Below are 12,139 nucleotides of genomic sequence, written 5' to 3'. Positions count from 1 at the left end.
AAAAAAAGACGCGACATGACTGGGCCCGAAGGCGCAGCCATGCCGCGGGAGGCCAACACGACTGCGTGCTCTAGAAGATAATCTTCAGCGCCAGCTGCGTGTTGAAAGGTTCGCCAGGACCGATGCCGGGAGCATAGTTGCCGGCGCCGATCGTGGAAGATGTCTGGCCGAAGCCGTCGGAATCCGTGTAGCTGTTGCCAAGCTGCTGCGGACCGGGGCTGGCCAGGTTGAGGCGGTTGGTCACGTTGAACATCTCGACGCGGAACTGGGTGTTCACGCGCTCCGTGATGTGCGTGTTTTTGAAGAGGGACAGATCCGCATCCGCGAAGCCAGGACCAAAGAAGCTGTTGCGGCGGAAGTTGCCGTTGAAGCCGGTCTGGGGATCGACGAACGAGTTCGGGTTGAACCACTGAACGAAGCGGGCTCCGTCAACGTTCTGCACCTTGTGGCTGACCCCGGCGAAGGGGTTGGCGATCTGGTCCGGACGCTGCGTGTACTCGTTGCTGCCGGTGGTGTCGTTGCCAGTGTAGAGGTTGATCGGCTGTCCGCCGCGAAGAGTGATCACCGAGTTGACGGCCCAGCCGTGGGTCAGCAGCGACGGCCCGCGGAAGCCGGGCACCTCGTAGTTCACGTAGCCCGTGAAGCTGTTGCGAGTATCGAAGTCGCTCGCGCCGTAATCCCCTTTGAAGTTGCGGCTGTCCTGCGGCAGTTGACCGCGGTAGGACGTGACCTCGTCGAGGTTGTGGCTCCAGGTGTAGCTGAACTGGGTGGTGACCCCATGCATGCTGCGCAGGCTGACCACGGCCTGAAGCGAGTTGTAGTTCGAGGTGCCGATGCTCTCGATCTGGTTGATGTCGCCGTACTGCGGGTACTGATCCGCGTACGGTCGAGCGCCAGCGCCGACGAACGGCTGGTAGGACGGCTGGTTGATGTCGAGGAGGCTAAGAAGACGACGCCCCTCGCTGCCCACGTAGCCGATCTGGACCAGTGCTTTGGTGCCGAGCGCCTGTTCGAGCTGCAGGTTGTAGTTGTAGTTGTAAGGCGTGCGGAAGTTGCGATTGACGGAGAAGACGCCGCACGGGTTATCAGGCGAGCAGCCGTCGGAGGCGGAGGGCAGGATCGGTTGCCCTGGGAGGATCGACACGCCGTAGCGGGAGATGGTGAAGACAGGGTCGGGACCACCCGGATTGCCCTCAAGCCCATTGGGTGCGGCGTTGCCGGGACGGTTGTCGAGGAAGGGGTTGGCGTTCGGCGTGTCGAAGAAGATGCCGGCACCACCGCGGATCACGACGCCTTTGACCCTCGACGGTGAGTAGCTGAAGCCGACGCGCGGGCTGAAGTTGACCCAGTCGCTGGGGTAGACCTCGCCGATCTGCGCACCCTGGAAGGCAAGACCGTTGGTGGCGGTCAGTTCCGGGCGGAAGACGGAGAGGTTCTTGTACTGCGAGTGCATGGGCTGCACATAGTCGTAGCGCACTCCGTAGTTGAAGTTGAGGGACGGCGTGATCTGCCAGCTATCCTGCGCGAACAGGTCGAAGGTGTTGATGAAGACCTGGCGCTCTGCATTGCCGCGGGCGATGGTGCCCTGGTCGAGGTAGCCGCCGAGGAAGTCAGCCAGCGCCTGGACGTTGCCGCCGCAGTTTGCGTCCGACGTGCACCACGGCCCGTTCTTGCCGGTGAAGTTGAACGAGCCATTCGAGTGGCGTTGATAGAACTCGTCAATCTGCGCCTGGCGATACTCGCCCCCGAAGCGGAACTGGTGCTTGCCGCGCGTCCAGGAGAGTGCCTCGTCAAGGTGGCCCGTGATGTCATTGCGACCGGCGGGCGCGGTTTCGCCGATCGGCTGGAAGCCGCTGATGTTGATGTGCGGCGCGTTCGAGTAGGGCGAGTTCGTAACAAAGCCGAGCGCGTTGACGTTGAACCCGGTCCTCGCGTCGTTGAAGATCTGATTGAAGTAGTTCACCCCGACGTTGATCTGGTTCGTCAGGTGCGGGGAGAAGGTGAAGTTGTGCACGATCGAGTAGTTGTAGACGTGGATCGGCGCGGACTCGAAGTAGTACGGAATGGTGCAGGTGCCGCAGACGGGAGCGACCTGAGTGCCCTGGCCAAGGAAGGCGCGGGCGGAGAGCGACTGCCGCTCGTTGAATGTGTGGTCGATTTTGATGACGCCGTTATAGCTGTAGCCGGTCTCGGGCGCCGAACTGATGTTGAGCGCGGGGCCGGCGAGCACGTCCGCGGGCCAGAGCGTGTTGAGCACCGCGCTGGTGGCTGAGTTCACCGCGGCGCCCTGGGCCGAGTAGCTCTGGATCAGCGCAGTTGCCTGGCCCTGCAGGGCGGCGTTGGGCACATAGCCCTGGCTGCCGGGAGCGATCTTGAACTTCTGCTTTTCGAAGTTGGCGAACCAGAAGGTGTGGTCCTTCCAGAACGGGCCACCCGCGCTGGCGCCCCACTGCTCATTGCGCAGTGGCGGATTGCCGGTGACGAAGGGGGACACCTTGGCGAGGGCTTCGTTGCGGTTGTAGTAGTAAGCCGTGCCGTGAATCTGATTCGTGCCGGACTTGGTGACGAGATTGACCGTACCGCCGGGGTTGCGCCCCGTCTCTGGAGAAGATTGCGTTTGCAACGAGAACTCTTCGACGGAGTCGATGGGGAGCGTGACACCGGCGATGTTCTCGACGCCGCCCTGATTGACAGCGGGGATGTTGTGCCAGAGGTCGTTGTTATCTGAGCCGTCGATCTGCCAATTGACCTGGTTGGCGCGCGTGCCGTTGACAGAGCCGTAGCCACCAGCGGAGTAGCCGGCGAAGCCGGGGGCGAGGCCGATGAGCTGCGTGAAGTCGCGGCCATTGAGCGGGATGTCCTGCACGGTTTTGCTGGGAATGGTCGTCGTCTGGACGGGTGTAGTGGTGTCGAGTGCGAGCGCGGCGGCACTGACCTCGACCGTGGTGGCCTGCTGCGCGACGGCGAGCTTGACCGGGACGGTGTGGATGGCGCCAGCGGAGACGGTCACCTTGGTGACCTTTACCGTGTCGAAGCCCTGCGAGATGACAGTGACGGTGTACGAGCCGAGGGGAAGATCGGGGAAGCTGAAATCGCCTGCAGCGGAGGCGACGGTCTGGTGCGCGATGCCGGTGGCGTCATCGACCAGTTGCACCTGCGAGCCGGGGACGGCGGCTCCGCTGGCGTCGGTGATGCTGCCATTGATGGCACCGCGGAAGGTCTGCGCGCTGAGCACGGACGCAGATAAAAGAGACAAAGAGAGGACGACTCGTCCCGAGGGGACGAAGAATGAACGACGCCACAGCATGAAGCCTCCAAAAGAAACACGACTGCGAAAGACCAGTGCCAAATGGCACGGTCCCGTAGTGTTGCGTTCTTCAGCTTGGAAGAGGGTGAGTCAGCGTCTTCGACGTGGAAGGAAGGACGCCCAGGGCCTGCTGCTGCGAGGGAGCGAGGCCGGTTTCGCTTGATGAAAGCTCTGGGATTTCTTACTGTACGAAGAACCCGTTCCCAGCGCAACGGAAAAGATGGTGGACTGACGAGACGAAGAAGCGGCGCTTCTCCGTCTCCAGGGCACCACACCGTACTTCCCACGTGCCGCGTCGCAGAACACCCGAAGAGGAAGAGGCAGAGCCATGGACGGATCCGGCTGGCAAGAAGCAGACGATACGCATCTGCAATTCCTGCATGAACTTGGAAGTGCGATCGCCGCAGCCGACCCGCTGCACGATGTGCTGCGGCGGGTCGTCGAATTCGCAACGTCAATCGTGCGCTGCGATGCGTGCCTGATCTATGTGCTGCAGGGCGAAAAGCTGGTGATGCAGGCGTCGAAAATTCCGCATGCGGAATTGGTGGACACACTCGACCTGCCCCTTGGCCAGGGTATTACCGGATGGGTGGCGGAACATCGCGAGCCGGTGGCGATCTCGCGCAATGCAGCGGCAGACCCGCGGTTCAAGGCCTTCAAGGATCTGCCCGAGGATCGCTTCGAAGCGTTTTTATCTGTGCCGCTGCTGAGCCGCGGCAAGCTGGTGGGCGTGATCAATGTGCAGCACAAGAAATCGCATGAGCACACGCAGCGCGAGATCCAGTTGCTGTCGACGATCGGCTTTCTGGTGGGCGCAGAGATCGAGATGGCGCGCCTGGAGATGGAGCGCGAAGAGTTGAGTGACAGGCTGGAGACGCGCAAGATCGTCGATCGTGCCAAAGGCATTCTGCAGCGCGATCTGAAGATCGATGAAGAGAGCGCCTACGCGGCACTGCGCAAGCAGAGCCGCCAGAAACGCCGCTCCATGAAAGAACTTGCTGAGGCCATCGTGTTGAGCGATGAGCTGCGGCGGCTGGGTCGCGCCAGCGGGGACGCACGGAGCACCGGCAGCAAGTAGCCGCTGCTCCTGGACCCTGCCTGCTACACTCCGGGGCATGCTTCGCACTTCCCTTGTTTCTATTGCCCTGCTCGGAGTGTCCCCGCTCCTCGCCCAGACAAAGCCCGGACTCACTCCCGCCGACCTTGCCCAGATGGTGCGCGTTGGAGCGCCTAAGCTCTCGCCCGATGGCAAGGAAATCGTTTACACCGTCTCCCGCGTCGACACCGATGACGACAAGAGCGTCAGCGAGTTATGGCGCATCGACTACGACGGCAAGAACGATGTGCAACTGACTTATGGGACGGAGTCTGCGAGCTCGCCGAAATGGAGCCCGGACGGACGCTATCTCGCATTTACGTCATCGCGGCCGGGTAAGGCCAAGGGCACGCAGGTCTGGGTGCTGGATCAGCGCGGAGGTGAAGCGCGCCAGGTGACGGAGGTGAAGCAAGACCTGAGCGACTTCCGCTGGTCGCCCGATGCGAAGCAGTTGCTGCTGACGCTGCACGAAAAGGATGAGCCCGAGGACGACAAGAGCACCAAGCCGAAGCCGCCGAAGCCGATCGCGATCGATCGCTATCACTTCAAGCAGGACGTTGAAGGTTACTTGACCGACAAGCACGACCAGCTCTATCTGTTTGATATCTCGACAAAGAAACTGACCAAGCTCACCAGTGCACCGGCAAGCGGTGCGGGCAGCTACGAAGAGCACGAGGCAGAGTGGTCGCCCGACGGAACGAAGATTGCGTACGTCAGCAACCAGAGCGCACCCGATCCGGACCGTGTGGAGAATGACGATGTGTTTGTGGTGGATGCGAAGCCTGGCTCCGCGCCGCGCAAGCTCACGACGTTTACCGGTGAGGATCACGCGCCGCTGGCGTGGAGCCCAGACAGCCGAATGATCGCCTATCGTCAGTCGATCTCGCCAACGTTCAGTGAGTACGACGGGCCGCGGTTGGCGGTCATTTCAGCAGAAGGCGGGGCCGCGCAGTTGGAGGCGAAGAGCATCGATAACAGTGCCGGCGCGCCTGTCTTCACTCAGGATGGCAAGGCTCTGCTGACGACCATTACTGATGACCGCGTGCAGTACGTCGAGGAGGTGCCGCTTGGTGACGGAGCACCACACCGCGTGACGACCGACTCTGGCGTGGCGAACGCACTGGATAGCGCGGCAGGACACGTCGCGCTGCTGTGGTCGACGGACACGGCGGCTCCGGAGATCTACTCGCTCGACAACGGTGCCCTGCACAAGCTGACCAGTCACAACGACGCGCTGCTGACGCAGCGCACGCTGATGCCGGCTGAAGACATCCGAGCGAAAAGCAAGGACGGCACGGATGTGCACGGCCTCCTCACCATGCCGGTGAACTACCAGGCTGGCACGAAGGTGCCGCTGCTGCTTTTCATCCATGGCGGCCCTACTTACCAGGATGAGCATGACTTCGCGACGGAGCGGCAGATGTTCGCCGCGCATGGATACGCCGTGCTGAACGTCAACTACCGCGGCAGCAACGGCCGTGGGCACGCATACAGCGAAACCATCAGCGCGGATTGGGGCAACAAGGAAGTCGCCGATCTGCTGGCTACGGTGGATGCGGCGGTGGCCACAGGCAAGGTCGATCCGAACAAGCTGCTGGTCGGCGGCTGGAGTTATGGCGGCATCCTGACGGACTACCTGATTGCATCGACAGATCGATTCAAGGCCGCATCCAGCGGCGCCGGCACGGCGAACGTCTTCGGCATGTACGGCATCGATGAGTACATCCTGCAGTACGACAACGAGCTGGGTGCGCCGTGGAAGCACCCGGAGACATACATCAAGCTGTCGTATCCGTTCCTCCACGCGGATCGGATCAAAACGCCGACGCTCTTTATGGGCGGAGACAAGGACTTCAACGTCTCGCTTGAGGGCGGTGAGCAGATGTACCAGGCGCTGAAGAGCGTGGGCACACCGGCGGAGTTGATCATCTACCCCGGCCAATTTCACGGGTTCACGCGGCCGAGCTTCATTCGCGATCGGTATGAGCGCTGGTTCGCGTGGTACGACAAGTATCTGGGAGCGACACCGCAGGCGAAGTAGAGAAGCAAACAAAAGGGCCGCAGCGAGTCTGTTCGCTGCGGCCCTTTTCTGTTTCCTGCAACACTGACGACTGCTTCGCCAGCGCAATTTTTAACAGGAACGTTAGTAGAGAATCTTGAGCCCGAACTGAATAATGCGCGGCTCGAAGGTGCTGGAGATGACGCCGCCACTCGTGGGAGAGCTGCCAAGAGTGCCGCCCAGGCCACTCGACGGAAGGTAAAGGTTGGTGTGGTTGAACAGGTTGTAGAACTCCGAGCGGAACTGGACCTTGAGTGACTCCACCGGGGTGGTGAAGTTCTTGTTCACGGCCAGGTCGCTTTCGTAGAACGCGGGCGTGCGACCTGGGTTGCGGGCGGCGTTGCCGAAGGGACTGAGCAGACCGCCCGCTCCATCCCGAGTGGCAGGAAGGGAGAGCGAGCTCAGGTTGACGTACTGCACGTAGCCCGTGTTCGGCAGCCGCACCTTGCGACCCTGCGTGACGTTCTGCCCCCGCACGAAGTTAGGCCGGTACTCATTCGCGCCGCGGTAGGTTGCGGAGATCTGGGGCGAGACCGCGTTGCTGCTGTTGGGCGTGTAGGTGAGGTTGAACGGCGTGCCCGCCTGCGCGGTGTTGATGAGGCTGAGTTGCCAGCCACCGAAGGCGTTCTCCGCGAGGCCGCCGGATTGATTGAGGAAGCGCTTGCCGTGGCCGAACGGGAGTTCGTAGACCACGCTGGTGACATTGGCGACGGGCAGGTTGTAATCCGACTGCGAGTAGTCGGCCGCGGGATTGTTGCCGTCCTGCGGCGAAGGCGTATTGCCTTCCAGCGAAGCACTGGCGTTGTCGAGTGAATGCTCCCAGGTGAAGGAGTTCAGCAGGGTGAGTCCGCCGCGCGAGCGCTGCTCGTAGCGAACCTGCAGTGCGTTGTAGTTCGAGTAGAAGCTATTCTTCGCGGCGGTGATATCGCTTGGCCAGTTGCCGAAGGGCCGCTGGAAGCCGGCGGCCGGGTTCTTCTGGTTGGCGTTGAAGAAGCCCTGCAGCTTCAGGCCGTGGTTGCCCACATAGGCGATGTCCAACAGGATGTTCTTCGAGATCTCGTGCTGCAGGCTGAGGTAGTAATTCTCTACGTAACTGTCACGAGTATCTTTCGGAACCCAGGTGACGTTGTCGGTAGCTGGATTGAAGGTGGTGGCCAGCGTGGTGGGAAAGCCCTGGTCAGACGTGGTGTAGCAGGTAGTCGCAGCGGCGCCAGGAGGGCAGGCGTTGGTCGGCTTTGGGGCCTTCTGCGGCACGGAAACGAACAGGGCCTGCGGAGCGTTGATGGCGAGAATGTCACCCGAGCCGGCACGTGTGTAGTGCACGTAGCTGACACCAAATCCGCCCCGGATCGCCGTGTCCGCCTTTAGAGCGTAGGAGAAGCCAACGCGCGGACCGAAGTCGTTGAGATCGGGATTAACCAGCGTTTTGCCGTAGACGCCGCCGGCGGAGACGGGCTTCAGACCAGGCGCCGCGACGGCTCCGGGGCTGAGAGTCAACACTGTTTGCGTGGCCGGGTCGAAGTTGGAGATGTAGTTGTGCTGTTCGGAGTAGGGTGAACCGTACTCCCAGCGTAGTCCCAGGTTGAGCGTGAGGTTCGGCGTGACCTTCCAGTCATCCTGCCCATAACCGCTGTGCATGGTCTGGCGCAGATGCGCCACGAAGTAGTTCGCGAGTGAGTAGGAGTTAGTCAGGCCAAAGAGGAAGTCGGCCCAGTAGTTATCCGTAACCGGGGTCTTGGCTGCCGTGTAGCCGCCGGCATAGGTAAACGCTCCGTAGAGCGGATTGTTGTCATTCACTGCCATCCAGATGTGCTCGTATTCGTAACCGAGCTTGAGCGAATGGTGCCCACGGATCCAGGTGTAGTTCACCTTGGGGTTCAGCAGGGCCGGGTTCTGCCACTGAGGATTCGTGCTCTGGCGGCCGAAGCCCGTAAACCCGGTGATGCTGACGGACGGGAGACCACCGGCCACGATCGGGTTGTTGGGCAGGCCGGGGATGCTGAAGGCGTTATCGCCGATGGAGAGCGTGTACTTGCCGGCCTTGGTGCGGGACAGCCCGAGGCGCGCATCGAGGATGCGGCTGGAGCCGAACAGGTGCGTGTAGCCAGCCGCAACCTGCTGGTCGAGGATGCGGATCGTGCCGTTGGTCTGGCCATCGAGCGGCAGCGGGATCGTGGGATGGTTGACGCCGGTTTCCTTGCGATCGCTGACGCGCAGGAACCAGGAGGTAGCGGCACTCTGCTGGAAGTCGAGGCGGAGATCGCCCTTGTCGGATTTGTCCGTGAAAGGCGCCTGAACGGCGTAGTCGTTCGAGGCGAGGCCAGTAGTAGGAGAGCCGCTGACGGGCAGACCGCCGATGGTGGCGAAGGAGGCGAGGATCTGCCGCGAGAGGGGGCTGATTGCATTCGTCGGAATCGGCGTGTGGGCTGGATAAGTAACCCCGGTCAGCGGATTTGTGACGGGCACGACGAGGATGCCATTGATCTGGTTCTGCGTGGGCAGAGTGAGCACGCTGAGGGGCTTGAGGGTCTGGCGGAACCCTTCGTAGTCGAGAAAGAAGAACAGCTTGTCCTTCAGGATAGGACCGCCGACATTCATGCCGAACTGATTGCGATTGAAGGTCGGTTTCTGAAAGGGCACGCTCGAGCCTGTATTGCTGACGGTGGTCGGCTTGAAGAAGCCGGCGGCGTTCAGCTTGGTGTTGCGAATGAACTCGTACGCCGTCGCGTGGTAGTTGTTGGTACCGGAGGCGGAGGCGGTGTTGACGGTTGCACCCGAGGAGCGACCGAACTCCGCGTCTTCATTGTTGGTCACGACGCTGAACTGGGCGACGGAGTCCGGGGGGACCGCGATGATCTGGTTGTCGAAGCCCTGATTGCTTTCGCCGTAGGCATTGTTGTCGATGCCGTCGAGCAGAAAGTTGTTGAACATGCTGCGCTGACCATTCACGTTGTAAGCGCCGGCGCGGGCCAGGCTGCTGATCGAACTGGTGGTCGCGGCCGTGGGCGCCTGACGGACGCCGGTGACGAGTCCGAGCAGGTCAGAGTAGTTGCGCGTCACCAGCGGAAGTGCGGCACTCTGGTAGCCGGTGACGATCTGTTCACGCTGGCTGGTTTCGGTCTGGACCTGGAGAGAGAGGCCGGTGACCTCGACGGTAGTGCTGGTATCGCCGACCTTCAAGCTCAGATCCAGCCGCTCACGCTGGCCGACGGAGACGGTGATGTTGGTGGCGCGAGTCGGTGCGAAGCCCGGCTTGTCGATCTCGATGTTGTACTGGCCGACGCGCAACTCGGGGACTTCGTAGTCGCCACTATTGCTGGTGGTGCCAGTGCTGGTCAGGCCGGTGCCCGTGTTGGTGACGGTGACGCTGGCACCCGCTACGGCAGAGCCCGCGCTGTCGCGCACAGTGCCGACCAGGCTGCCCTTGTCGTACTGGGCCAGGGCATAAGGGGCAGACACACCGAGGGCAACGGTGAGAACCAGGCAGATCTTACTTTTGTGCATAACGGCCAACCTAAGCCGGCCGTGTTGCGTTTGAACAACAATTATGTGAATTGAGAGTGAACCGATTAGGGTGGTCGGAATGCAATTTGCCAAGATCCTCGAGGATGGCCGGCAAGATCCTCATTTCAGAGCGGTCCTGGACAAGCTGATTGATTGATACGCGATCGCATCTCAAAGAGTTCGCAGACTCATGCCCGGGGGAATTCTGCTCCGCGATGATCCGTCCCAATCTTTCCAGCACCGACACACCGCGAGTGGACCCAATGCATGAGTAAGCACGGCTTTACAGATTGGCTACTTGCAGACATTCGGCTACCCAAGGGTGTGCATAGCGAGCCCGAACCGGTCCACAACTGGTGGCGAGTGATGTGCCTGACGGGCGTGGACTACTTCTCGACACTGGGATATCAGCCGGGCATTGCGTTTCTTGCCGCGGGTGTTCTCTCGCCGATAGCGACACTCGTCCTGGTTCTGGTTACCCTTTTCGCAGCACTTCCCTTGTACCGCCGCGTGGCGGGAGCCAGCCCGAACGGACAGGGGAGCATCGCCATGCTGGAGCGACTGTTCCCCGAGTGGGGCGGCAAGGTCTTCGTGCTTGTGCTGCTCGGATTCGCCTCCACCGATTTCATCATCACGATGACGCTCTCGGCCGCGGATGCGGCGGCGCACTTCATCCACAATCCATATGCGCCGCATTGGCTCAGCTCGCAGATGCTGGTGACGTTGCTGCTGCTGTCCGCATTGAGCGCTATTTTTCTCAAAGGCTTCAAAGAAGCGATCGGCATCGCCGTCGTGCTCGTTGCCCTCTATCTCGCCCTGAACGCAGTTGTCACGGCAAAGGCGATCAGCATCGTGATGCATCACCCTGAACTCCTTCCTCGCTGGCGGGACGCGCTGTTTGCTGAGCATCCGAGTTGGCTCGCGATGCTGGGCGTGTCGCTCCTGCTTTTTCCCAAGCTGGCGCTAGGTCTGTCGGGTTTCGAGACTGGCGTTGCGGTCATGCCCTTGATCTCCGGGACAGAACTGAAAGACCGCGTGCGAAACACCCGCAGACTGCTCAACACCGCTGCCATCATCATGAGCATCTTCTTGCTGGCGACGAGTCTGGTGACGACACTGCTGATTCCGCCAGCCGCGTTCGCCGAGGGCGGAGCAGCGAACGGCCGGGCCATGGCCTACCTTGCGCATCAGTACTTCGGCCCGGTATTCGGCTCGATTTACGACCTGAGCACCATTCTCATCCTGGCGTTTGCTGGAGCGTCCGCTATGGCGGGCTTACTAAATCTGATTCCGCGCTACCTTCCGCGGCTTGGGATGGCGCCGGAGTGGGCGTTGGCCTCTCGTCCACTTGTCTTGGTCTTCATGACGGTCGGATTCCTTGTGACCATCGCCTTCCATGCGGATGTGGATGCGCAGGGGGGCGCTTATGCGACCGGCGTCCTGGTGCTGATCACTTCGGCCGCTACGGCTGTGACGATCTCCGTTTGGAAGACCCGGATGCGGTGGGCTTACCTGATTGTGACGCTTATTTTTGTCTACACAACGGGGCTGAATATATGGGAACGGCCGGAAGGCCTGAAGATATCCACCTTCTTCATCCTTGCGATCATCAGCATTTCGCTGGTGTCGAGGGCCATGCGCTCCACAGAGTTGCGCATCAACGAGATCCAGCTTTCTGACCAGGCCACGGACATGCTGGCTGGGGAGAACGGTCGCGTGGTGCGCTTTGTCGCGCGCAGGCCACAGCAGGAATCAGCGGAGGACCTGGACAGGATCGATGGTCTCGTGAGGTCCAGATTCGGCCTCGCACCGAATGAGACCATTTACTTTCTCGAAGTGGAGCGTACAGATGCGTCCGACTTCCATCAGTGTCTTTGTGTTGACGTACGGAACCTCGGTGTCCATAAAGTGCTGTACGCCAAGAGCGCAACGGTGGCCAATTCAATCGCGGCCTTCCTGATCCATGTCGAGAAGCAGACTGGACGAGTTCCTCACGCGTACTTCAAGTGGAAGGAAGGAAATCCGGTCGCGAACATGTTTCGGTTCATCTTTCTGGGAGAGGGAGACGCTGCCCCGGTCACGCACGAGGTTCTACGCAGGGCTGTCCCCGACCCGGAACGAAGACCCGTGGTCCACGTGAGTTAGCACTTGCTGCAAGCGCCTTCGGTGCAGC

Annotated in this window: 5 protein-coding genes; 3 read left to right on the top strand and 2 right to left on the bottom strand. The window is 61.2% G+C overall.

Annotated features, from left to right (window positions below):
- Window positions 1-70: 70 nt before the first annotated feature.
- Window positions 71-3,307 carry a TonB-dependent receptor gene (locus AC5IJH_RS12510; protein WP_491903159.1) on the bottom strand — a complete coding sequence of 1,079 codons (3,237 nt, stop codon included), beginning with the start codon at window positions 3,305-3,307 and terminating at the stop codon, window positions 71-73.
- Window positions 3,308-3,635: 328 nt separating this feature from the next.
- Between AC5IJH_RS12510 and AC5IJH_RS12505 the strand changes: the two genes are divergently transcribed.
- Window positions 3,636-4,385 carry a GAF domain-containing protein gene (locus tag AC5IJH_RS12505; RefSeq protein ID WP_491903158.1) on the top strand — a complete coding sequence of 250 codons (750 nt, stop codon included), beginning with the start codon at window positions 3,636-3,638 and terminating at the stop codon, window positions 4,383-4,385.
- A gap of 37 nt (window positions 4,386-4,422) precedes the next feature.
- Window positions 4,423-6,444 (top strand): alpha/beta fold hydrolase, encoded by a 2,022-nt coding sequence (locus tag AC5IJH_RS12500; RefSeq protein ID WP_491903157.1) that lies wholly within the window; start codon window positions 4,423-4,425, stop codon window positions 6,442-6,444.
- Window positions 6,445-6,546: 102 nt separating this feature from the next.
- On the opposite strand, the gene AC5IJH_RS12495 is transcribed toward AC5IJH_RS12500, so the two are convergent.
- Entirely contained in the window at window positions 6,547-9,966 is a 3,420-nt protein-coding gene (locus AC5IJH_RS12495) for an outer membrane beta-barrel protein (protein WP_491903156.1), read from the bottom strand.
- A gap of 267 nt (window positions 9,967-10,233) precedes the next feature.
- Here AC5IJH_RS12495 and AC5IJH_RS12490 point away from each other — a divergent pair, with 267 nt between their 5' ends.
- Window positions 10,234-12,111, top strand: coding sequence for an APC family permease (locus AC5IJH_RS12490; protein WP_491903155.1), 1,878 nt, complete (start codon window positions 10,234-10,236; stop codon window positions 12,109-12,111).
- Window positions 12,112-12,139 lie beyond the last annotated feature (28 nt).

The sequence above is a fragment of the Candidatus Dedyshia acidiphila genome (genome assembly GCF_051025295.1).
In the GTDB taxonomy this organism is placed as follows: Bacteria; Acidobacteriota; Terriglobia; order Terriglobales; family Acidobacteriaceae; genus KBS-83.
Note: the sequence above shows the minus strand (reverse complement) of the source record. Positions and strands in the feature narration are given on the sequence as shown.